This is a genomic window from Phaeodactylibacter xiamenensis (assembly GCF_000759025.1).
Lineage (GTDB): Bacteria > Bacteroidota > Bacteroidia > Chitinophagales > Saprospiraceae > Phaeodactylibacter > Phaeodactylibacter xiamenensis.
The window spans coordinates 183162-204901 of the sequence record NZ_JPOS01000090.1; the positions used below are offsets into that span (position 1 = coordinate 183162).

Here is a 21740-nt window from a genome sequence, read left to right on the forward strand (position 1 = left end):
AGGCGCAGGAAGCAACAGGACGAGCTGATCCCTTTTAAGTCAGATTTCGTGGCATTTGCCGGCCACTTTACATACTGGAAATCAAAGAAGTTTCGGCACGGCGGGCTGTGCTAGGCCCCTGCGTACCACCGCTCCCGCATCCCCACCAACACCCCATTCACCCGCTCCATATCCACCGCCGGCGGCAGGGTACTTTGGGCGTAAGCATCCTCCAGTTCCGCCATTTTATCTTCGGCCATGCCGAGCAGGGTATCGTAATCGTACTTTCCCCGGCGAATGTCCAGCAATTCGGCCCGGTTTGGCCGGCGCACCAGAATGATGCCCTCCCGCAGGATCTCAATGCCCATCTCCAGCAGGCGGAAGGTGTGCATCATATTTTTGGAATCGTACTCGGCGCCGTGGGCGAGGTTGGTTTGGTAGCGGGCTTCGTTGCGTTCCTCCACCCAGTTCCAGTAGGCTTTGTAGTCCTTGCAGTAGGTGGCGTAGCCGTCCTTGTTGAAGTGGAGGTAGCCAAGAATAGCCGCATCCTTGGGAATGCTGCTGAGCGACAGGTCGTTGGAGGTGGGCTTGCGGAGGATACCCGCGTAACCCAAATCGCCGGTAACATCATAATGAATGGCGTAGACCTCCCGGAAGTGCGGGATGGCAGAGAGGCCGCAGCGGGACTGCTCCAGCCCATTGTCGTCCAGCCACTGCCGCAGGGGGACGGAGCCGTTGCCCCTGAGCACATAGCAGAAGTCCAAAGGCGTCTGCCGCTCCCGGGGCATGGGATTGACGATTTTCTTATTCAGCCCACGGGCTTTTTTGATCTGTGCGTAGGCGTAGCCGCCAAAGGTATCTTTGCACTTTTTGGAAAGGAACAGCTCCGGTGTCAGGTGGTCCATGATGGGGTGACGGTAGCGGATGCAGGCCGGTGGGGTGGCGAGCAGCTCCAGCATATTGGGGTTGTTCTTGGCCAGGAGTTCCACGAAACGGCCGAGCTCGTAGTAGATCGTATCATTCGTATCATCCGCTACCTGAGGGGTGTAGCTAAGGCTGTAAAATTCTGGTTGCGGGAGGATGAAAACACCGCGAATGTCCGTATCCGATGTGGGCAGGTCGGTACCATAGGCGCGGCTGCCGGTGATGCAGTCGTAGAGTAAAAGATTAGGGTTAGATTGAAGGTCTTTATAGGTCATTTCTTCTCTTTCTACAGCAAGTAACATGGAACATATGAAACAGAGTTCCCTGTCTGTCTGCTTAGCTATCTACGACCCGCTAGTGGATTGAGCCGTAGATGCTTGACAGTTTACGCCCAGCACCAGTAAGCGCTCAAGCGTGAAAAGACTGTCAAATATTTCGGTCTAGTCGCACTAGATTATTCTTCTTCGAGAAGGTCTATCATCTCATTAATTGTGATAAGCAAAGGTGGGAGTTCGTTTCTTATAACATCCCAGACTATATTAATATCTACTCCAAAATATTCGTGTATTAGCATATTTCGTAAACCAACTATCTGCCTCCAAGGTATATTGGGATACTGTTTTCTCAATTCTTCGGAAAGCCGGTTTGATGCTTCTCCAATTACTTCTAGTTGACGGATGGAAGCATTGTATATCATTGAGTTCGCCTCAAATGCTTCGAAATTAACGCCATCTACATATGACAGCACTTCGATAATTGCCTCTTTGATGTGCAAGAGGCGAACTTTGTCCCCCAATCTACTTTTCATAGATCAAGCGCTTATCTTTTTCAATTAGCGGAGCAATATGTTTTGATAAAGCCTTGGTAGAAACCAAGTCCACCTTCTTTTTTAACAAATCTTCTAGTGCCAGTTGCATTTCTATGAACAGAAGACCTATACCTTCTTTATACTCTAAGTCTACCAATATATCAACATCACTATTAGCGTCAGCTTCTGCCTTGGCATAAGAGCCAAACAAATAGGCTCGCTTGACCGGTTGTTGGCTGAAGTATCGTTGAATAATATCGATATGTTGTTGTTTAAGCTGCATACAAAACTTATGAATCAGAAAAGTACAACTAATTCTCACTAATTGCAAGGGTTTAGCACACCACAAAAAAAAGGCAGCCCGAAGGCCACCTTCCCAAGATATACTGACGATTAAGTGGTTTGCCATAGCAAACCTACTCAATGCCTGCCTGCGTGTCGGTACTTCGGCAGGCAGGTCAGCATTCACGCTAAGAAGTGGCTTGCCCCGGTGTTGCAAATCCAAGATCCCAGACGATGAATGTCTGGACTGTAAGCCCGACATTTATCGTCGGTGACCACTTCGTATTGCGTATAGTTGCAATTATATCGAGGCTGTAGAAGCCTATTTAAAATTCTTAATTACACCCCAACTGCTCCTGAGACAATGGATCGTTATTCGGGAAGCAATTGCCCGACAGGACAGCTTCCGGCACAAACCGGTCCAGGTTGGGGTCGTAAAGCCCGTGCTCCAGGAATTCCACAAGATCAGCCATCTCTTGTTCAGTCAGGTTTAGAGGATGGAAGTAAGGGGAGATTTGTGCTTCTGGTACCCGGTCATTTTCGGGTACGCCTTCATTGAAGTATTCCACAACAGACCGCAGGGAATGCCGACTGCTGCCGTGGAAATAGAAGGGTGAATTTTTCATATTGTAGAGCTGAGGCACCTTAAACTTGTAGAAATCCTCCTCAAAACCGGTAAACCCGCCACGCCCGAAATTCCGGATGTCGTTGGGGCCGGTAGCAAAAGCGCCGGATTCCCACAGGTCGCGCACTCCGAGGGCATGAAACTCGTTACTGCTCAATGCGGCACCTTTGTGGCAGCGGTAACAGCCCGCTTTGGTGAAAAAGACCATGGCGCCTGCCTTTTCCTGATCGCTCATGGCGTTTTCCTCACCGCGCACCCAGCGCTGAAAGGGCGCCTCTGTAGTGGTCAGCGACCGCAGGTAAGCGGAAAGGGCAAAGCTCGTGGTGAGCGGAGAATAGCGGTCCCCTTCCGGAAAATCCGCAAAGGCAGCATCGTACATCGGCAGATAGCCCAGGGTGTCGAGCCAGCCGATCGTCACCCGCATGCGGTGCAGGGCAAGCCCTTCGATAATTTGAGCCTCCAGCCCATCCAGGCCCCGCTCGTTGACTTCGGCGTCGCCCACCCAGGCATGCTCCGTGCCTCTGTTGACGTGATTAGCGCCAAACTTACCGCTCCAGGTGGAGTTGGTAACAAAAGCGGTGTTGAGCACACTGAGTGGACGAGCGCCTTGCACGTCAAGCTCTTCTTCGGCGTAGTCAATGAGTTTGCCTCTACTTTCCCCGTTTTGGCCAAACCCTACGCCTCCATCTGCGATGCCTTGCTTTGCACCAGGCATGAACCCGGCTGACGGTACGTGACAACTACCACAGGAGTAAGTGCCTTTACCGCCTTCATGCATGGCATCGGCTGCCAGGCCGGTCTCAAAAAAGAGCATCCGGCCCAATTCTATTTTTTCTCTGGTTAATGGATTGCCCACTCCTGCCGGAACGGCACCTAATTCCGTTTCACTATTGGGCAAACGGAAGTAATCCAATGAACCGTCCGGTGACAGTTCCACCAACCGCCGCTCCAAACGGGTATCCAGTGGATTAGGTAATTGCTCGCTGGTACAGCCGACAAAAAAGGCAAGTACAGCGAACACCAATATTGCTAATGTTTGTCTTGATTGTGCTTTCATGGTGCTGAGTGGGAGGCTGTGTTTCGAGATTCACCGGGGGGAGGGATATGTTTGATACGGGTAGGCAAGCCCGATGTTTCATCTTTTCATATTTTTTTATCAATAGCTGAGATCGGGAACCTTCACTTCGGCATATTCCAAGAAATAACATACTGTTAACCTCCAGCCCTGTACCTTTGCGGAAAAATGCGCGGCTACCTGCTTTCCTTACTGCTTTCAGTTGGTTCTTTGGCTGTTTTTCACGCCTGCCGGCCCACTGCCGGGCCATCCCAATCTAATCTCACCGGAGCGGAATGGGCCCGCATCCACTGCGCTGCCTGCCATCAATACCCGGAGCCGGAGCTCCTGCCCAAATCAACCTGGGAAACCCACGTCCTGCCCCGCATGGGCTACTTTCTGGGGCATTATCCGGATGCCGACACCCGGCAGCAAATGATTGAAAGCGGACCGGGAGGGCAGGCGGTGAAAGCCCGCCGGGTTTTTCCCGAACAACCGCTCATTGATTCGGCAACCTGGCTGGCTATTCAGGGCTTTTACCTGGAAAATGCACCAGCCGTATGGGACCTGCCTGCTCCATTGGCATTGGACACCACCTCACTTTTTCAGGCCCGCTTTCCGGACTATTTCCTCTCTCCTCCATCCACCACCCTAATCGATGCCTTCCCCGGGGGCCTATACCTGGGTGATGCCAACAAGCAGCGGCTGATGGTCTTCGACCAAAATCTAAATCTCCGGCAACAGGCGAAAGTCCGGGAAGGGGCAGTCAGCCTGCAGGACAACCCTACCGATCTGCTCCTGACGGTCATGGGCTCCTTCTCCCCTACGGATGCGCCCAAAGGTTTTCTGCTTCAATTGCCAAAAGGCGGTGGGCAGCCTCCCCAAATCCTCATCGACAGCCTGCAACGGCCCGTGCATAGTGCCTATGCTGATCTGAACGGTGACGGCCGCATGGATGTGGTGATTGCCGAATTTGCCAAATGGACCGGACGGCTGGCCTGGTGGGAACAACATCCGGATGGCACCTTTACCCCACACACCCTGCGCGCGCAGCCCGGCGCCATCAAAACCGCCATTCAGGACTTTAACGGGGATGGACAGCCGGATATCCTGGCGCTCTTCGGGCAGGGCGATGAGGGGTTCTGGCTGTATGAAAATCAGGGCAATGCCACCTTCCGGGAAAAATCAATCCTTCGCCTGCCGGCCTCCTACGGCTCAAGCACCTTCCGTTTGCTCGACTATAATAAGGACGGGCATACCGACATTCTCTACACGGCTGGCGATAATGCCGACTACCCGCCTGTGCTGAAGCCTTACCATGGTATCTATCTATTCGAAAATAATGGAGAGTTGGGGTTTGAGCAGGCCTTTTTTCAGCCACTGCCCGGTGCTTACGATGCCATCCCCGGGGATTTTGATCAGGATGGAGACCTTGACCTGGCAACGATCTCTTTTTTCCCGGATTTCAAGCGGCAGCCGGAAGCCGGTTTTGTCTTTTTTGAAAATCTGGGCGGCTGGACCATGCGGGCTTCCACCTTCCCGCAGTCGACACTGGGAAGATGGATCGTCATGGACAGTGCCGATATCGACTCGGATGGGGACGAGGACCTGGTTTTGGGAGCCCTCGCCTTTGAAGTTGTACCGGATCGGGGAGAAATAGAAGGCTGGGTGCAGAAGGGCATCCCGTTTGTGGTGCTTGAGAATCAGCTAAAGTAGAGGGGCAACTGCCTCATTTTTTACTATTTTAGTTCAAAAATTGAGCACAGCAATAACTCCAATGCGGTCTTCCGCCCTTGATGCCCTCCGTGGGCTGGCCATTATCGGTATGATCCTATCCGGCCATATTGCGCACGGCGGTGTGCTGCCCGCATGGATGCACCACGCACAGGTACCGCCTCCTGATCATCAGTTCAATCCTGGTATAGCAGGCATAACCTGGGTGGACCTGGTTTTTCCGATGTTTCTTTTTGCCATGGGGATGGCTTTTCCGTTTTCCCTGCGCAGCCGGTTGGGGAAAGGCGTGGCGGAGTGGCGTATCGTCTTCCAGGCCTTCAAGCGGTGGGGCTGGTTGTTCTTTTTTGCCTTGTTCTACCAGCATCTGATCCCGCAATACATGACAAGCAGCCCGGGCACCGTGGAGCAACTGCTGGCTTTGGGGGGCTTTGTGCTGCTGTTTGCCATCTACGGCACCCACCCGCGCATACGGCAGTGGAAGTACCACGAACACGTTAATACCCTCGGGCTCTTACTGGCCATTGCGTACCTGCTGTTGCTACCCGGTGAGCCTAAGCCTGACGACAGCCGGTACTTATCACTGGAACGGACCGATATTATCATCCTGATTTTGTCCAACGTTGCTTTCTTTGGCGCAGTGGCCTGGCTGTTGACCCGCAACAACGTGCTGCCCCGGCTGGCCCTTCTGGCAGTACTGCTCGCTCTCCGCCTCAGCCAATCTGCCGGCGACAACTGGACTGCTGTGCTTTGGAACGGCTCTCCCCTGCCCTGGTTCTTCAATTTTAGCTTTTTACAGTACCTGCATATCGTGCTTGCCGGATCCATTGTGGGTGATTTAGCACAAGCCTATGCTGCCAAAAGAGAGACCGGCGCTGGTTCTTCCTCTCTGACTGCTACCGGATGGCTGATGGTCGCCCTGGTCATTTTATCTCTTACTGGTCTATTTGGCCGCTGGGGTTTTCCGTTGTTCCTGCTGCAGTTAGGCATTTTGACTCTTACAGCCCTACTGCTTCGAAAAGACGGCTCTACCACCGCCCGCTTCCTGCGCCAATTGCTGGCCTGGGGCAGTGCTTTCCTAATCATAGGTATGGCTTTTGAGCCCTACGAAGGTGGCATTCGGAAGGATCACGCCACAATGAGCTACTACTACGTGACTGCCGGGCTGTCCACCTTCCTGTTTATGGCCTTCTTCCTCTTGCTCGACCACTACCGGGCACGGGGCTGGCAGTGGCTGCCCCAAACGGGCCGCAACCCGATGATTGCCTACGTAGCTCCCTGGCTGCTGGTGTGGCCAATCTTAAAAATTTCCGGGCTTGCCGGCTTTGTGGAGGGTATGAATGGCAATGCGCTGCTGGGATTGCTTCGGGGCGTCGTCATTACCGGGCTGTCGCTGTTGGCTACGGTGGCACTGACGCGTTGGGGGTGGCGGTGGAAGACGTAAGTGGCGATCTGTGTTAAACAGCCACTAACCATACTTTTGATCAACAACGGTTATTAGTTAGAGCCTAAGCCTGTAGCCTTTAGATCGTATGCCAGTTTTTCCGAAAAGCGAATAGCACTTTTCTTATCCAGATGGTGGAGTCCATCGTGGTAAGTGTACTCGTCGCCCAGAGGCGCGTAGTTCAGGTAATGCACATTAGCCTGCCCCGCAATCCTTTCCAAAAACGGGTCCAAAAACGGAGCAAAAGTCTGTTCATAGGCCCAAACCTGACCAGGCAACGGCATGCGTACAATGGCCACCTCTCCCTTTTCCTGCAGTTCACGGACCAGTAGCTCAAACGCTGCTTCGCGCTCCGGCGAGGGCACAAGTGCGTTTCGTTCTGAGCGCTTTTTAAAAGCCGGCCCTATTTCTTCCGGTGCCAGTAACCGGGGAGGGTCAATGCGAATCCCCCAACCATCTTCTTTAGTTTTACTGACTTCACCCCTGCCTTTGCCCTTGTCAAGCAGAACATTGAGCAATGGCTCCTCCATATTTGCGCTACGAAGCAAGTACTCCAGATTGGGGTCCATATTGACAAAGTAGAGGTCATAAACCCTAAAATCCGACTCTCTTGGCGCCTTTGCTAATTTGAAATCCATCAACGATGAGGGCGAAACAACAAGTATAAACAATGATTCAGCGTTGCCCCGGGCTAGCTTCCGTTTCAGAAAACGGTTGTAATACGGTCCATAGGGCGAATGTACCCCTGTAAATGCTAGATTTAAAAACGTTCCTTCGAGCTCTAAAGCTGATTTTATTACCGTAGGCGCTACCCCGCGGAATGCTCTTGAGTCGCCCGCAACAAAATGATCGGCAGGCTGAGTTAGTTTTCGGTAAAAAGGATCATTTTCTGGCACCTCCCGAAGTTGAATCAGCAAGAAGGGAAGCAGGGTACAGCAAAACAAAAAAGTCAATTTAGATACAACAGTCAATGCTTGTTTCATACTTCAATTTCGTTAGAACTCAAAATAGATAAACGCCTGTTGCTCCGGTACTCTCAGATACAAAATCAAATTGATGAGCAGTACATAAAAGCCTAAACGTGCCCACCAGGGTATCTGGCGGAAATAGGCATCAATATCCTGCCCCCTAAACAATCGGTGCATCACATCCATAAATATCAACATACCTGCTGCGATTAAAAAATCTCTTACGCCAACAATATCGGCTATGCTTTCGTGCAGTTGAATAGGGCTGATCTTCGGCAACTGCCCAATGAGCATAAAGGCGTCCTGAATATTCACCGCCCGGAAAAAGATAATGCTTACCACCGCCAGGTTAAAAAACAACGCAAAATCAACCAGCCAGCGTATTGGTTTCCCCTTAGACAATCCGAATTGGCTCAACCACCGGTCGGCGGGTTTTGACAGCAAGGCTTCCAGTGCCACAAACAAGCCATTCAACCCGCCCCAGATCAGGAATGTCCACTCTGCTCCGTGCCAGATGCCGTTCAGCGTAAAGGAAATGACCGTGGCGACGAGTATCCACGCCATACCCCGCCCCATAGGGGTCAGCTGAAAAAATACGTAGTCCCGGAACCAGTTGGTCAGCGTGATGTGCCAGCCCCGCCAGAACTTATTGAAAGAGGTAATGACATACACCCGATTTTCAAAGTTTTGCGACAAGCGCACACCCAGTATCCGCGCGCTGCCAATGGCTATATCCGTGTAGGCAGAAAAATCACAGAAAATCTGGAACAGAAAAAAGACCGAAGCCAGCCATACCGTAAACCCTTCGTACTGCGCCGGGTGCCCGTAAACCTCGTCCACAAAGAGCGCCAGGCGGTCCGCAATGACCAGTTTTTTGAAGAGCCCCCAGAGGATGAGCTGAAGCCCGCCCACTATTCGTTGATAATCGAATTGGTAGTTAAAATGAAACTGGGAAAGTAAATCCCGGGAGCGCTCAATAGGACCAGCCACCAGCTGTGGAAAAAAGCTCACGTACAGCGCATAACGCCCCAGGTGGCGCTCGGCTTTCGTAAAGCCCTTGTACACATCAATGGTGTACGCCATCGTCTGAAAGGTGTAAAAGGAAATCCCCACCGGCAGGAGTATATCCAAATGGTAGGCTTCGAACTCCGGCTGAAACAGGCGGGCCACTTTAGCCGCCTCCCCGCTCAGAAAATTGAAATACTTAAAGGTGAACAACAGCCCCAGATTGGCCACGATGCTGAGCCATAGCCATGCCTTTTTTCGTTGCCGGTTGGCAGCCCCCTCTATCTGCAAGGCAGCTGTATAGTCAATCAGCGTGGACCCCACAATCAGCCAAATGTACCAGGGGTTCCAGTCCATGTAAAAGTAATAACTGGCCACCAGCAGCCACGCCCAGCGGAAACGCACCGGCGTAAGGAAAAACACCAGGGCAACAATCGGCAAAAAGAGGTAGTAATCCAGGGATGTAAATAACATGGCTGCTGCTTAGGCGTGGTTTTCCTGATATTGCCTGAACAGATGCTCCGCCAGCTCCTGTATAGAATCGAACGCCCAAAAAGTATCCGGAGTAAGCCGGAGCTTCAGCCAGTCTGACAGCTCATCGGAGATAAAGACCGCATCCACGGATTCCAGCGGGTAGGCTTTGACCGGGTCGGTGGCTTTGATCTGAGCTGCCGGCATTTTTACTTTTTCAGCAATTTGCTGCTGCAGCCATTGCACGATAGCTGGTACGCCAAATTCAGCCGTTCCCGGCTCCGGAACAGGACCTGCACCGGAAGCGATTGCTTCAGGCTGCGTCCATTCATGCATCATCCTCAGAGCGCCCTTTTGGTAATCCTCCCGGGCCGCATAGCGTTGCACCTTGCCGCTTGAGGTTTTTGGCAGGCTCATAGGCCGGATCAGCGCGATCGCGTAGGGCTGAATTTCAAAAACCTCGCTCACGGCCTGCCGTATGGCATCCACTACCTCTTGCTCATTCGCATTGCGCCACTCTGTACGGCGGACTTCCTGTACGAGGACCAGCCGCTCGCTGCCCGCCTGCTCCATGGCAAAAGCCGCACAGCCGTTGTCCTGCAAGGCGGGGTGGGCATGTTCGACCACCTCTTCAATATCATCCGGGTAGTAATTGGTACCCCGGATGATGATCAGGTCTTTTTCCCGTCCGGTAATGAACAACTCCCCATCCATTAGGAAGCCCAGGTCACCGGTGCGGAGGTAGGGGCCTTCGCCGGTAGCTGTATAATTTTCAAATGTCTTTTTGCTTTCCTCCGGCCGTTCCCAGTAACCAGAGGCGATAGAACCAGGGTAACCCGCCCATATTTCGCCCTCCGTACCTTCCGGGCACCGTGCTTTAGTCTCGGCATCTACAATCACCACCTCTGCCCCATTAATGGGATTCCCATTGCTGACCTGCACCTGCTCGGGGTTAGCGCCCTGAAGCCTCTCATCGTCCCAGGCCAGCAGAGACTGCCCGGCTTCCGGGTAATGCACCTTAGCTTTTTGGTCGATGGCAGAAGTCGTTACGATAAGGGTCGCTTCCGCCAACCCAAAGGAGGGCAGGAAGCCCGTTTTGGGAAATCCCACCGGGCCAAAACGCTCACAGAAGGCCTGAATGGTCCGCCACCGTACCCGCTCCGAGCCGGAAACCACACTGCGAATACTGCTGAGGTCCAGCCCTTCGAGCTGCTCGTCTGTGATTTTCTCGCAACACAAGTCAAAGGCAAAATTGGGGCTAAGCGTAAACTCAGCCTGATAACGAGTAGCCGCCATGAGCCAGCGTAATGGGCGTTGTATAAAATGAACGGGTGCCATAAAGTAGCACTTCACCTGGCCACACACAAGGTAGGTAAGCATGGAAATCAGCCCCATGTCATGGTACATAGGAATCCAGGAAACCACTCGCTTCAGGTTAGGGATGAAAGTCTGCATACAGCCGTAAACATTGGCCATAACATTCTCATGCCGGATGATGACCCCCTTAGGGTCACCCGTAGAGCCGGAAGTATACTGTAGGTAGGCCACATCGTCAAGGCCTACCTGATGCGGCACCCATTCGGCAGGCGTGCCTGTCAATTCCTCCATAGGCAGGAAGGTGTAAGCGGAGAAATCTTCCCGCATGCCTTCCATATACTCCACCCCTTTCTGGTCTGCCAGAATAAACCTGGCATCACAGTCCTTCATAATAGCCTGCAGCCGCAGTAGGTTCCGGTTATTACGGGGCGGGTAGGCAGGCACGGCAATCACACCGGCGTAGAAACAGCCAAATAAGGCAATCAGATACTCTATCCCCTGCGGAAAAAGCAAAAGCAGCCGCTCCCCCTTCAGCCCCCTTGCCTGCAAATGAGCCGCTACACACCGGGCCTGTTCATCAAAGAGGCGGTGGCTCAGTGGCTGCTCATCAGACACGCCATCCCTCAAAAAAATGAAAGGCGTGAACTCAGGTGCCTCTTTTGCACGACGCTGTAACAGGTCAACGAGATTTTCCATATCGGAGAAAATGTGGTATCTGATTAATGTTTATCTGGCAAAACTCGTATTTTTTTCCGTAGTTTCGATGAAAACTACTGCCCCTTTATGAAAGAAGCACTGTTCTGGATTTTCATCATCATCTTCTCCCTCACTGCGATCATCACCCTGCTGGGGATTACAGGTGTCATAAAAACCATCAAGGAAAACTACCTGAATGCGCTCTTCACCGCACTTATCCTGGAGGTCGTAGCGGCGGTGGTCTTACTCTTTCAGAATACCGATTTTCTTACAGGCCCGGTAGCAGATGGCCCCTGCCTGGAGGAGGTCATCACCCGGTCAGGCCTTACCGCACAGGCGGGGCAGGCTGCCGACGCTTCAGATTTTTTGGTGGAACAACTCAAACGCCTGTCCGTCCTGGATGCCGCAACGGGCGATCAGGCCCTGCTCGCCGCCCAGTTGCAGGAGCGGGACTCCCTGCTGAAGGCTGCCAATACCGAAATCGAAGCACTGGAGGCTGAACTCAAACAGTTGGGGCAGCAGTTTTATACCAAAATCACCAAGCTGCGTAACTATATCAGCCAGTACGGCGGCTTCATCAACCTGGCCTGGCGGGCAGAAGAAAAAGCATCCGTATACCGCCTGCTCATTGAAATCTTCGGGGACATGGGCCTCATTCAGGATGAAAACACCCTCTACATCGGTGAAGACCGTGCCCAAATCAACTTTGCCGCCGTACGGTCTATTTACAAGGAATACAAAGTCAGCCTGCAGCAAGCCGTCGATAGCGACACCAAAGTTTACGTAGGCGAATACGATACCATTTTGTTTATCCGGACCTACCTCAACCAAACGGCCTACTGATCCATTTTTAATAGCAAAGGGAAACCCCTAACTTCGCGCCAAAATTACATAACCGATAAAACCAGTGATATGGCTAATGCATATTTCACACCGCCACCTGCGGTCAACGAACCTTCTCTGAGCTACGCACCCGGCACTCCGGAACGGGAAGCCCTCAAGGAGACGCTCAAAGCCATGAAGGCAGAACAGCGGGATGTCCCCATGACCATCGGCGGGAAAAAAATTACAACTGACACCAAAATTGCCATGCACCCTCCGCATGAGCTAAAGCATACCCTGGGCCACTACTACAAGGGCGGCCCGGAGCATGTTAATATGGCCATTGATGCTGCATTGGAAGCTAAGCCAGCCTGGGAGGCTATGCCCTGGCAGGAACGCGCTGCCATTTTCCTGCGCGCTGCGGATCTGATCTCCGGCCCTTACCGCTACAAAATGAACGCGGCCACGATGCTGGGGCAGTCCAAGACACCCCATCAGTCTGAAATCGAAGCGGTAGCGGAGATCGCCGACTTCTTCCGCTTCAACGTGCAGTACATGACCGAAATGTACGAAGACCAGCCGCTGAGCGAGCCCGAGTCCGCAATCTGGAACCGCGTGGAATACCGGCCGCTGGAAGGCTTTGTCTTTGCCATTACGCCCTTTAACTTCACCGCCATTGCCGGCAACCTGCCCGGTGCGCCTGCCCTCCTTGGCAACACCGTCGTCTGGAAGCCTGCAGAAACTCAGATTTATTCCGCAGGCCTGCTGATGGAAGTACTGGAAGCCGCCGGGCTGCCGGATGGCGTCATCAACCTGGTGCTGGTAGACGGCCCTGTCGCCGGTGATATTATTTTTGAACATAAGGACTTCGCCGGGCTGCACTTCACCGGAAGCACCAAAGTCTTTCAAAGCCTTTGGCAAACCATCGGCAAAAACCTGCCCAAATACCGCAGTTACCCACGCATCGTTGGGGAAACAGGCGGCAAGGACTTCCTGGTTATGCATCCTTCCTCTGATGTGCAGCAGGTGGTGACCGCTTTAGTACGCGGTGCCTATGAGTATCAGGGGCAAAAATGCTCCGCTGCTTCCCGTGCCTACCTGCCAAAGAGCAAATGGCCTGCGCTAAAGGAAGCCCTGATCAGGGACATCAAAACGGTGAAAATGGGTACCGTGGAGGACTTCAGCAACTTCATGGGTGCCGTGATCGATGAACGGGCTTTTGACAAAATTGCCAACTACATCGAAATCGCCAAAAAGAGCGATGAAGCCGAAATCATCGTGGGAGGTGGCTACGACAAGTCGGAAGGTTACTTCATAGAGCCCACGGTGATCGTAACCGGCAATCCGCACTTCACCACTATGGAGGAAGAAATCTTTGGCCCGGTACTGACCATCTATGTTTACGAAGATGAGGACTTTGAGGCAACGCTGGATCTCGTGGACAGCACCTCTCCTTACGCCCTTACCGGTGCAGTATTTTCCAACGACCGTTACGCGGCACACAAGGCGATTGAGCGCCTGCGCCATTCGGCAGGTAATTTCTACATCAACGATAAGCCTACCGGTGCGGTGGTCGGACAGCAGCCTTTCGGCGGTGCCAGAGGTTCGGGTACGAATGACAAAGCCGGCTCCATTATCAACCTCTACCGTTGGGTCTCTGCCCGCTCTATCAAGGAGAACTTTAATCCGCCTTCGGATTACCGCTATCCTTACATGGGCTAGCCCCAAGCGTAATGATGACAAACTAACAATAACAAACCCGGGGCAGCCAATGGTTGCTCCGGGTCTTTTTTTAACGCGTCACCGTGACTGCCTGAGTGATCTCTACTTTCTTTAGGGGCAATTGCACAAGCCCCACGCAGGTATAAACGCCGGGATTGACCAGCTGCCCGTTCACCCGCCCATCCCACTGCACTGCTGACAACGGGCCCGCAGCTTCGTAAACCAGCCCACCGTAGCGGTCAAACACCTGAAAGATCAGGACCTCAGCATTTCCGGACAAGGGGGTATATAGCTGAAGTACATCATTGCGCCCGTCACCATTGGGGGAGAAAGCGGTGGGCAGATAAACCGGGCAATCTGCGGCCACAACGACCGAATCCACCCTGGCCGTACACCCATTGGGCAGCTCTGCAACCAAGGTATAAACCCCGGGCGAAAGCGCTTCAAACTTTGGCTCAGCCTGAAAGGGACCGCCCGATAAACTAAATTGAAGGCTATCGCCTACCGCCGCTACACAAATTTCCCCATTCGGCTGATCACAATCCGAGGGTTCCACTTCCAGCCCCAGAACCTCCGCTGTATCCTTTACCTCCAATACCAGAAGCCGGTCCAGCCCGCAGTCTCCCGCACTATCAATTTGGTAACGGTGCATGCCCGCTGTAGTGAAGCCTTCAAATGCCTCCCCTGCACAGATGGAAGCATAGAGTGTATCCTTATCCGGGCAGCAAAGGGGTGATTTTTCATCCGGAAAATACGGCACATCCACCATCTGATGATTGGCTTCTGCCAGCCAGGGCTGCGTGAATGCCCCACCGGAGCGGCTGTTCCAGGCTATAGCCGCTGGCTCCAGCTGACCGGATAAGGACAAGCAATTTTCAGGGGCTTCCCACCAGTTTTCCGGCCATTGCAAAAAGGCGGCATCACCGGCAGTGCTACCGACTGAGAAGGTACTACCCGTTGCAGCGATGGTACCTGCGGGCCCGGGAATCAGTTGCAGAATGACTTCCTTACCCTGCCCAATTCTTCGGCATTCGGCAAGCGTTCCACCTTCTTCAATCAGCAACCAAAGGCCCGTACCCTCTACCCCACCCGATGCTTCGAAGCGATTGGCGGCAACTACTACCCGCCCATCTGCCCGTTGATACCCTCCGGAGGCCGCCAGTAAATTTGCCCCCTCGGGATCGTGGAAACGCCGGGTTAGGACCTGATTGCCATTCTCATCCGCCCATACCAGTAATAAATCAGGGGTATCCACACCTACAGTGCCCACCAAAAGGCACCCCTCTTCCAGCGGGATAATCTGGCGGAAGCTGCAGGGCTGATTGTCCGTTACCGTCATAGAATACCAGGACAAGGGCTGACCAGCCGTATTCAGCGTAACCCAAAAGGCTTCCTCGGTGCCATCCGCAAGAGAAGCAGCCCCCGCAATCCAAAACCGGCCGTCGTGCTCCAATCCGTGTGCCGGAAAAATCCAGTCCAGACTTTCATGACGAAGCTGTGTCCCCCAGATGGGACTACCGTTGTCCTGCAGCAGCGTGACGTATGCCGGGCGGTCCTGTCCTACGGCCTCATGCATCACCACAACGATATTGCCGGATTCAGTTGTAAAAACAGCATCCGCATGTTCATCGTCCCCGCCGGTGGTACGGCCAAAGTAGCGGCTCCAGCCAATGGTGCCATCGGATTCAAAATAATGCAAAAAAACATCATCAATCACATTGGGATTACCAGGCTCCACCATCCGGCCCAGGACCAGGACACCATCCTGATGGGGCGCCAGATCGTTGACAAGATCACGCCCGGGCGTACCTACAGCTCTGGCCCAAAGCATATTGCCACTCGAATCCAGCTTAAGAAGCACGGCATTCTCCCCACCAATCTCGGCTTGCACCTGAAGCAGGAGATAGAAGGCGTTGTTGTGCCAGACTATTCGCTGACCCGTTTCAGGGCGCTCAGTGCCCAGCACCTGAATATCGGTCTGCCCGAAGCCAGGTAAACCACAAAAAAACAGGAGGGAAATTAATAACGGGGCTTTCATGAAATAGGTATTGCTCGAAAAAAGAACGCGTATTTCCAAGTGGTAGTGCCAAAGTTAAGAAGCCCAATTTCAATCGCCCAACCTAATTTCAATCAGGAAGCCTTACCTTTCCGCACCAACTGATGCAGTGATTATGCCGAAACAATCTACCTTTTACGATGACCGTCCGGAAGATTTGCAAGCCTATATCCGAAATATTAGCAACAACCGGCATCCCCTGAGCCTGCTCCTGGCAGGCATTACCGACGTGCGGAATATCGGCAGCCTTTTCCGCCTGGCTGATGCGGCACGCCTGGCCCACCTTTACTTCTATGGGCCGGCGGAGCTGCTGGAACACCGCAAAGTGAGGCGGGTCGCCCGGGCTACATTAGACTATGTACCCCATAGCGTGCTGGACCTCGAAAGCGCTCAGGCTCTCGCCGAAGACCATATTTTTTTGGGTTTGGAAATCACAGATCAAAGCCTGCCCTATACGCAGGTGGAAGCGCAGGCGGAAACCGTCTTGGTGGTCGGACAGGAAGCGCATGGTATCCCACCGGAAATACTGGAGTTATGCCGTCAAACCATGCACCTGCCCATGTACGGGGTCAATACCTCAATGAATGTGGCAATGGCAGCGGGGATAGCGGTCTATGATCAGATCAGGCAGTTGAAAACACACTAAAGTTCTTCCACCCACCCTTCAATGAAGAGCACCTCCGCTTTCCGCTGATTGCTGAAGTAGACTTTGACTTTCTTTTTGAAATAGCCCAGGTCGCGGGCATCGTAGGTGACAGCGATGACGCCTGTGGAATCCGGTTCGATTGGCACTTCGTCCCATTCCGGTACTGTGCAGCCACAGGAAGTCCGGACATTATCGATGACCACAGGCTCACCGCTAACGTTCCGGAAAACAAATTCATGAGTAGCAGGCTGATTCCGGATCAGGTCGCCCATTTCATGGGAAGTGTCCCCCTCCCACTCGACTACAGCCCCCGTGAGGAATAAACAGGCTACCATTAGTATCGACAATCGCATAAGTATTTTTTTTGGGGCTGGAATACCAGCAAGAACGTCAGGGGAAACTTACACTTCGTCCTCGTCCGTTTCAGAAGCCTTGCGCAAAACATCCCAGGTATGATCAGCCAGGAGCTCAACTGTAGCTACAAAACGATAAGGCGGGTTGGGGCCCCACTCTTCCGGGCTGACCATAGAGAGCACGTATTCGCTCCCGTCCCGGCGCTCGTACAGGTGGTAAACAAAGCCAATCAAGGGCTCAAAATTCATTTGAGCATTATAGATTTGCTCGGATATGGAGATGCGGTCCTGAATACCCTTAGCCTGTTGCGCCAGCAGCTCTATCTGCTTGCGGATTTGCTCCAGTTGCATATCCGATTGCTTATACATGGCTTTGACCGCCCTGCCCTTCACCTTTCCTTTGTCGATGGGTTTGATCTCCACACCGCTTACGGTGTGGGCATAGGGCAGGTTGTGCGGGTTTTCCGCAATTTTGTCCGGGTCAATAGGGTTGACAAATTCTTCCTTCTTTTCGCTCATACAAGCTTTTTCAGATTATATAAACGTAAAAATCAATTTGGTCCGGGTATTGTTCAAAATCATTTGCCCTCAAGTAAAAACAGCGCCCGAATAATGCCCGGGCGCTGCTGCGTAGTTTGCTCTGTCTATAAGCGGTTCCTATCTCAGCTGGAAGCTGCTTGTGCCGGCGAGGTAGCCTTTGTTGTAGATTTCCACCTCGTAGTTACCCTCCTGAAATGCTTCGCTTGGAGCCCAGGTGAGGCAGAGGCGCTGCTCGTCGCGGTCGTAATCCACTTCCTTAATCATCGTGTAACGGATTTGCTCCCCGTTGGCGTTGTTGACAAAAACGCCAGAGCCCATAGATTCCACCGCAAGCGTTTCTCCCAGTGGGTTGACGATGCGGATAAGAAACTCCTCAACACCGGATTCCGCTACCTGATTGGCAGTGGTATTAAAGCATACCTGTAGCTGATCTACGTTCTTGGCGCTCCGGCGGGAAGTCGTTTTGCCATTGTCCCGAAGCTTCAGGCCTTCTGCCTCTACATTCGTTACTTTGACCACGGAGGCGATATTTACCTTCTTAGCCAGGCGAGCCCGGTCGGCTTCAACAGCCTCCTTCTCGCTAACCAGTGCCGCACGGGCGGAGGACAGTTCCATATTGCGCATGCGGGCGGAGTCGAGGTTGGAGTTCAAAGAATAGTTCTCCTGGCTCAGGGCGGCAGTCCGCTCTGTAAGCTCTTCATTCTCCTGCCGCAATTGGTTGATCTCGGCCAGATATTGCTCAACCTTAGCGTTCATACCGTTGATCTGCTTACGGGCTTCTGCCAGTTGACGGCTATCGCGGAGGAGTACATCGATACGGTCTTTCGACTCCTTAAGCTCCGCCTTTTGGGCTTCGATGAGTGCGTTGAGCTCTTCATTGCTGCCGCGCATCTCTTCCAGCTCAGAAAGGGCCTCGTAGTACTGCTTTTCCAGTTCAGCCTTCAGCTGCTCCGATTCATTCAGCTCGTAGGTCAGGCTGTCGTTGGCGTTGTTTTTGTTGACCAGGCTAATCACCAGTACAATACACACGATGGCCAGCACTGCGATGGTCGCGATTGCTGCAATTTTCAACTTTTGTTGCCCGTCATCTTTCTTGCCAGGTCCGGGATTAGGCGTTGGGCCGGAAGGATTAGGCGTTGGATTGGTGGTTGACATAATAGAATCGTTAGTTTGTTAGAAGTGTCAGGTTTGAGACGCAAAGCCATGCTGGGCGTCACTTACTAAACACGGCATTAACGAGTGCCATAGGCGAACTATTGCCCAAGCGAAAAAAAAGTAGGCCAAAAGCTACGCTTCCAGTGCCTGTGCCAGGTCCTGCCGGATATCCTCCACATGCTCCAACCCTACAGAAATCCGGATCATACCCGGCCCTATGCCTACGGATGCCCGGTCAGCCTCAGAAAGCTTCGAGTGGGTCGTTGTAGCCGGGTGGGTGACGATAGTGCGCGTATCCCCCAGGTTAGAAGACAGGGAGCACATCTGAATGCGGCTCAGAAACTGCCGGCCAGCTTCCAGCCCTCCTTTCAGGTCAAATGCGACGATGCCGCCTCCTTGCTTCATCTGCATTTTAGCCAGCGCATACTGTGGATGGCTTTCGAGATGCGGATAGTGTACCCGCTCCACTTCCGGTCGTGCTTCCAGCCATTTGGCTATTTCCAACGCACTGGCGCAATGCCGGTCCATGCGCACACTTAGGGTTTCCAGGCTTTTCGATAACACCCATGCATTGAAAGGGGACATGGCAGGACCCGTATGCCGGCAGAAAAACCGCAGTTCTTCGATTAAGTCAGCCTTCCCTGCGACGATACCGCCAAGGACTCTCCCCTGCCCGTCCATCCATTTGGTGGCGGAATGCACAATGAGACCAGCGCCGTATCGGCCGGGCTGCTGCAAATACGGCGTAGCAAAGCAATTGTCAACGTTGAAAATCAGGCCATGCGCTTTCGCGAAATCGCCCGCTGCCTCAAGGTCTATCAGCTGAAGGCCGGGGTTGGAAGGCGTTTCCAGGACCAGCATCTTAGTGGATGGCTGCAGATGCGCTGCCCAGCTGCCCACATCGAGCGGGTCTACGTAAGAATGCGTGATGCCCCACCGCGGCAGGAGCTCTGTAAGGATTTGATGAGTCGAGCCAAAAACTGCCCGGGATGCCAGCACATGATCGCCCGCCTTTAAAAAAGCGGCCATACTTGCGAATACAGCTGACATACCGGAAGCCAGCGCAAAGCCATCCTCTGCACCTTCCATTGCACAGACCTTTTGGATCAGCTCGTCAGTATTCGGGTTGCTGTAGCGGCTGTAGATGTTATCATCGGTACCGCCCTGAAAAGCCAGCTCCATCTGTTCCGGACCGGGGAAAACAAAGCTGGAAGTCAGGAAAAGTGGCGCACTGTGCTCCCGTTGCTCCGTGCGCTTCATCTGCCCGCGGATGGCATTGGTTTCAAAATGGTTAGAGGACATAAGCGATTTTAATTTCCTATAAAACCTATAGAGTAAAAATAATTTATCAAATTTGCACCGGCAAAAGCGAGGGCAGCAGACACAAGCGGGCAAAGGTTTGGGCAAATAGTAAAAAACCTATTTCTTTGCGATTCATTTGTGTGTCAATTGTTAAACGTATTCCGGGGCGGCCAACATCAGCAACAAGGCTGACAAGCACTCGCCAATTCCAGAAACACCTGTACGGTGGCCACTCCGGGTACAAAAAGGACCCGTTTTGACAGAACATATCCACCCTATTTTCGACCGCCTGCTGCAGCGCAGTGACCGGGAGCGAAGGCTTGGCCAACGGAGTAAAGTCCTATGGCTCACCGGCTTGTCCGGATCAGGCAAAAGCACCATTGCTCAGCATTTGGAACGCTACCTTTATAATAATGGTTTCTTTGCCCAGGTGCTTGATGGCGACAACATCCGCAGCGGCATTAATAACAACCTCAGTTTCAGCCCGGAAGACCGGCAGGAAAATATCCGCCGCATTGCGGAAATAGCCCGGCTGTATCTGGACAGCGGTATTATCACCCTCAACTCATTCATCAGCCCAACTGTGGAAATCAGAGAGATGGCTCGTCAGATTATCGGGCCGGAAGACTTCCTGGAGATTTACATCAATGCTCCTTTGGAAGTCTGTGAGTCCCGCGATGTCAAAGGGCTTTACGAAAAAGCGAGAGCAGGGCAGATCAAAGGTTTCACCGGCATTGACGCGCCCTACGAGCCCCCCCTCCACCCGGCACTTGAAATCAAAACCGACGAACAGTCCCTGGAAGAGAGCGTGGAGGCGGTCTTCCAGTTTCTAAAACCACATATTGAATTACCTAAAGCATAACCGCAGGCGCTCTGCAACCGGAGCACTGATCAATCATTGCGAATAACCTTAATATTATGAGTTATCATCTCAATCACCTCAAAGAACTGGAATCAGAATCCATCTTCATTATGCGCGAAGTCGCTGCTCAGTTTGAGCGCCCCGTGCTCATGTTTTCCGGTGGCAAGGATTCCATTTTGATGGTGCACCTGGCCCGAAAGGCCTTTTACCCGGCTAATATTCCTTTCCCTCTGTTGCATGTAGATACCGGGCACAACTTCCCGGAAACGATCGAATACCGGGATAAACTGGTCGAAGAGACGGGTGCCCGCCTGATTGTTGGCTCCGTGCAGGAGGCCATAGACAGCGGCGCTATCGTAGAAGAAAAAGGGTACAACGCCAGCCGCAACTACCTGCAAACCCATGTCCTGCTCGAAGAGCTGGAGAAAGGCAAATTCGATGCAGCCCTCGGTGGTGCCCGCAGGGACGAAGAGAAAGCCCGTGCCAAAGAGCGCTTCTTCTCCCACCGCGACGAGTTTGGGCAATGGGACCCCAAGAATCAGCGCCCGGAGCTCTGGAACCTCTTCAACGGTAAGAAAAACTACGGGGAGCACTTCCGCATCTTCCCCATCAGCAACTGGACGGAGCTGGATGTGTGGATGTACCTGGCTATGGAAGGCGTAGAGCTGCCAAGCCTATACTTTGCCCATGAGCGCCCCGTTTTTGCCAGGGAAGGTACCCTGCTCGCAGATTGCGAATACATCCACAAGCGCCCGGAAGAAGAAGCAGCAGTGGAAACCCGCATGGTACGCTGCCGGACAATTGGCGATATGACCTGCACCGGCGTTTGGGAGTCTGAGGCCAAAACCATTGAGGATATCATCAAGGAAGTCTCCATTGCCCGTAAAACAGAACGTGGCGGCCGGACTGACGATAAGCGCTCAGAAACAGCTATGGAAGACCGGAAGAAGCAAGGTTACTTCTAGACTCTCTAATCGA

19 protein-coding genes are annotated in these 21740 nt (G+C 52.9%); 7 read left to right on the top strand and 12 right to left on the bottom strand.

The window, feature by feature from the left end; all coding sequences use genetic code 11:
• Positions 1-110 precede the first annotated feature (110 nt).
• From IX84_RS26805 to IX84_RS26820, 4 genes are all read right to left on the bottom strand, one after another.
• Entirely contained in the window at positions 111-1178 is a 1068-nt protein-coding gene (locus tag IX84_RS26805; RefSeq protein WP_044228468.1) for a DNA polymerase beta superfamily protein, read from the bottom strand.
• A gap of 179 nt (positions 1179-1357) precedes the next feature.
• Positions 1358-1711, bottom strand: a complete 354-nt coding sequence (locus IX84_RS26810; protein WP_044228471.1) for a HepT-like ribonuclease domain-containing protein — start codon at positions 1709-1711, stop codon at positions 1358-1360.
• Complete coding sequence (locus IX84_RS34225) at positions 1701-2180, bottom strand: nucleotidyltransferase family protein (protein ID WP_238578346.1); 480 nt, start codon at positions 2178-2180, stop codon at positions 1701-1703. The genes IX84_RS26810 and IX84_RS34225 overlap by 11 nt, the downstream gene beginning before the upstream one ends.
• 148 nt (positions 2181-2328) lie before the next feature.
• The gene (locus tag IX84_RS26820) at positions 2329-3639 is read right to left on the bottom strand and encodes a cytochrome-c peroxidase (protein WP_238578347.1); all 1311 of its coding nucleotides are present in this window, start codon (positions 3637-3639) and stop codon (positions 2329-2331) included.
• 222 nt (positions 3640-3861) lie between these two features.
• Between IX84_RS26820 and IX84_RS26825 the strand changes: the two genes are divergently transcribed.
• A complete protein-coding gene (locus tag IX84_RS26825) occupies positions 3862-5388 on the top strand; it encodes an FG-GAP repeat domain-containing protein (protein WP_044228478.1) in 1527 nt (508 codons plus the stop codon).
• A gap of 40 nt (positions 5389-5428) precedes the next feature.
• Entirely contained in the window at positions 5429-6847 is a 1419-nt protein-coding gene (locus tag IX84_RS26830) for a DUF5009 domain-containing protein (RefSeq protein ID WP_152605262.1), read from the top strand.
• A 53-nt stretch (positions 6848-6900) separates the two neighbouring features.
• On the opposite strand, the gene IX84_RS33135 is transcribed toward IX84_RS26830, so the two are convergent.
• The 3 genes from IX84_RS33135 to IX84_RS26845 form a co-directional block, all read right to left on the bottom strand.
• Positions 6901-7485, bottom strand: a complete 585-nt coding sequence (locus IX84_RS33135) for a hypothetical protein (RefSeq protein ID WP_152605263.1) — start codon at positions 7483-7485, stop codon at positions 6901-6903.
• A gap of 357 nt (positions 7486-7842) precedes the next feature.
• A complete protein-coding gene (locus tag IX84_RS26840; protein WP_044228489.1) occupies positions 7843-9294 on the bottom strand; it encodes an MBOAT family O-acyltransferase in 1452 nt (483 codons plus the stop codon).
• Positions 9295-9303: 9 nt separating this feature from the next.
• On the bottom strand, positions 9304-11304 hold the full coding sequence (locus IX84_RS26845) for an AMP-binding protein (protein ID WP_044228493.1): 2001 nt from the start codon (positions 11302-11304) through the stop codon (positions 9304-9306).
• A gap of 87 nt (positions 11305-11391) precedes the next feature.
• Here IX84_RS26845 and IX84_RS26850 point away from each other — a divergent pair, with 87 nt between their 5' ends.
• Positions 11392-12147 (top strand): hypothetical protein, encoded by a 756-nt coding sequence (locus IX84_RS26850; protein ID WP_044228495.1) that lies wholly within the window; start codon positions 11392-11394, stop codon positions 12145-12147.
• A 69-nt stretch (positions 12148-12216) separates the two neighbouring features.
• Positions 12217-13848 (top strand): L-glutamate gamma-semialdehyde dehydrogenase, encoded by a 1632-nt coding sequence (gene pruA, locus IX84_RS26855; RefSeq protein WP_044228498.1) that lies wholly within the window; start codon positions 12217-12219, stop codon positions 13846-13848.
• A gap of 70 nt (positions 13849-13918) precedes the next feature.
• On the opposite strand, the gene IX84_RS26860 is transcribed toward pruA, so the two are convergent.
• Positions 13919-15886: a T9SS C-terminal target domain-containing protein gene (locus IX84_RS26860; protein ID WP_044228500.1), complete on the bottom strand. Its 1968-nt coding sequence runs from the start codon at positions 15884-15886 to the stop codon at positions 13919-13921.
• Positions 15887-16019: 133 nt separating this feature from the next.
• On the opposite strand from IX84_RS26860, the gene IX84_RS26865 reads away from it, so the two are divergent.
• Positions 16020-16550 carry a TrmH family RNA methyltransferase gene (locus tag IX84_RS26865; protein WP_044228505.1) on the top strand — a complete coding sequence of 177 codons (531 nt, stop codon included), beginning with the start codon at positions 16020-16022 and terminating at the stop codon, positions 16548-16550.
• Here IX84_RS26865 and IX84_RS26870 read toward each other — a convergent pair.
• The 4 genes from IX84_RS26870 to IX84_RS26885 all read right to left on the bottom strand — a co-directional run bounded on the left by IX84_RS26870 (position 16547) and on the right by IX84_RS26885 (position 19900).
• Positions 16547-16903 carry a DUF1573 domain-containing protein gene (locus IX84_RS26870; protein ID WP_044228508.1) on the bottom strand — a complete coding sequence of 119 codons (357 nt, stop codon included), beginning with the start codon at positions 16901-16903 and terminating at the stop codon, positions 16547-16549. The genes IX84_RS26865 and IX84_RS26870 overlap by 4 nt on opposite strands.
• 48 nt (positions 16904-16951) lie before the next feature.
• Positions 16952-17422 (bottom strand): DUF2452 domain-containing protein, encoded by a 471-nt coding sequence (locus IX84_RS26875; protein ID WP_044228513.1) that lies wholly within the window; start codon positions 17420-17422, stop codon positions 16952-16954.
• Positions 17423-17560: 138 nt separating this feature from the next.
• Positions 17561-18598: a hypothetical protein gene (locus IX84_RS26880; protein ID WP_044228523.1), complete on the bottom strand. Its 1038-nt coding sequence runs from the start codon at positions 18596-18598 to the stop codon at positions 17561-17563.
• A 132-nt stretch (positions 18599-18730) separates the two neighbouring features.
• The gene (locus IX84_RS26885; protein ID WP_044228525.1) at positions 18731-19900 is read right to left on the bottom strand and encodes a trans-sulfuration enzyme family protein; all 1170 of its coding nucleotides are present in this window, start codon (positions 19898-19900) and stop codon (positions 18731-18733) included.
• A 256-nt stretch (positions 19901-20156) separates the two neighbouring features.
• Between IX84_RS26885 and cysC the strand changes: the two genes are divergently transcribed.
• The gene (cysC, locus tag IX84_RS26890) at positions 20157-20762 is read left to right on the top strand and encodes an adenylyl-sulfate kinase (RefSeq protein ID WP_081968974.1); all 606 of its coding nucleotides are present in this window, start codon (positions 20157-20159) and stop codon (positions 20760-20762) included.
• Positions 20763-20815: 53 nt separating this feature from the next.
• On the top strand, positions 20816-21727 hold the full coding sequence (gene cysD / locus IX84_RS26895) for a sulfate adenylyltransferase subunit CysD (RefSeq protein WP_044228528.1): 912 nt from the start codon (positions 20816-20818) through the stop codon (positions 21725-21727).
• Positions 21728-21740: the final 13 nt, after the last annotated feature.

Excerpts from the sequence above, each read along its gene's own strand:
- IX84_RS26805 (WP_044228468.1), bottom strand. The coding sequence starts at position 1,178 with ATGACCTATAAAGACCTTCAATCTAACCCTAATCTTTTACTCTACGAC.
- IX84_RS26810 (WP_044228471.1), bottom strand. The coding sequence starts at position 1,711 with ATGAAAAGTAGATTGGGGGACAAAGTTCGCCTCTTGCACATCAAAGAG.
- IX84_RS26825 (WP_044228478.1), top strand. The coding sequence starts at position 3,862 with ATGCGCGGCTACCTGCTTTCCTTACTGCTTTCAGTTGGTTCTTTGGCT.
- IX84_RS33135 (WP_152605263.1), bottom strand. The coding sequence starts at position 7,485 with ATGGATTTCAAATTAGCAAAGGCGCCAAGAGAGTCGGATTTTAGGGTT.
- IX84_RS26840 (WP_044228489.1), bottom strand. The coding sequence starts at position 9,294 with ATGTTATTTACATCCCTGGATTACTACCTCTTTTTGCCGATTGTTGCC.
- IX84_RS26845 (WP_044228493.1), bottom strand. The coding sequence starts at position 11,304 with ATGGAAAATCTCGTTGACCTGTTACAGCGTCGTGCAAAAGAGGCACCT.
- IX84_RS26850 (WP_044228495.1), top strand. The coding sequence starts at position 11,392 with ATGAAAGAAGCACTGTTCTGGATTTTCATCATCATCTTCTCCCTCACT.
- pruA (WP_044228498.1), top strand. The coding sequence starts at position 12,217 with ATGGCTAATGCATATTTCACACCGCCACCTGCGGTCAACGAACCTTCT.
- IX84_RS26860 (WP_044228500.1), bottom strand. The coding sequence starts at position 15,886 with ATGAAAGCCCCGTTATTAATTTCCCTCCTGTTTTTTTGTGGTTTACCT.
- IX84_RS26865 (WP_044228505.1), top strand. The coding sequence starts at position 16,020 with ATGCCGAAACAATCTACCTTTTACGATGACCGTCCGGAAGATTTGCAA.
- IX84_RS26870 (WP_044228508.1), bottom strand. The coding sequence starts at position 16,903 with ATGCGATTGTCGATACTAATGGTAGCCTGTTTATTCCTCACGGGGGCT.
- IX84_RS26875 (WP_044228513.1), bottom strand. The coding sequence starts at position 17,422 with ATGAGCGAAAAGAAGGAAGAATTTGTCAACCCTATTGACCCGGACAAA.
- IX84_RS26880 (WP_044228523.1), bottom strand. The coding sequence starts at position 18,598 with ATGTCAACCACCAATCCAACGCCTAATCCTTCCGGCCCAACGCCTAAT.
- IX84_RS26885 (WP_044228525.1), bottom strand. The coding sequence starts at position 19,900 with ATGTCCTCTAACCATTTTGAAACCAATGCCATCCGCGGGCAGATGAAG.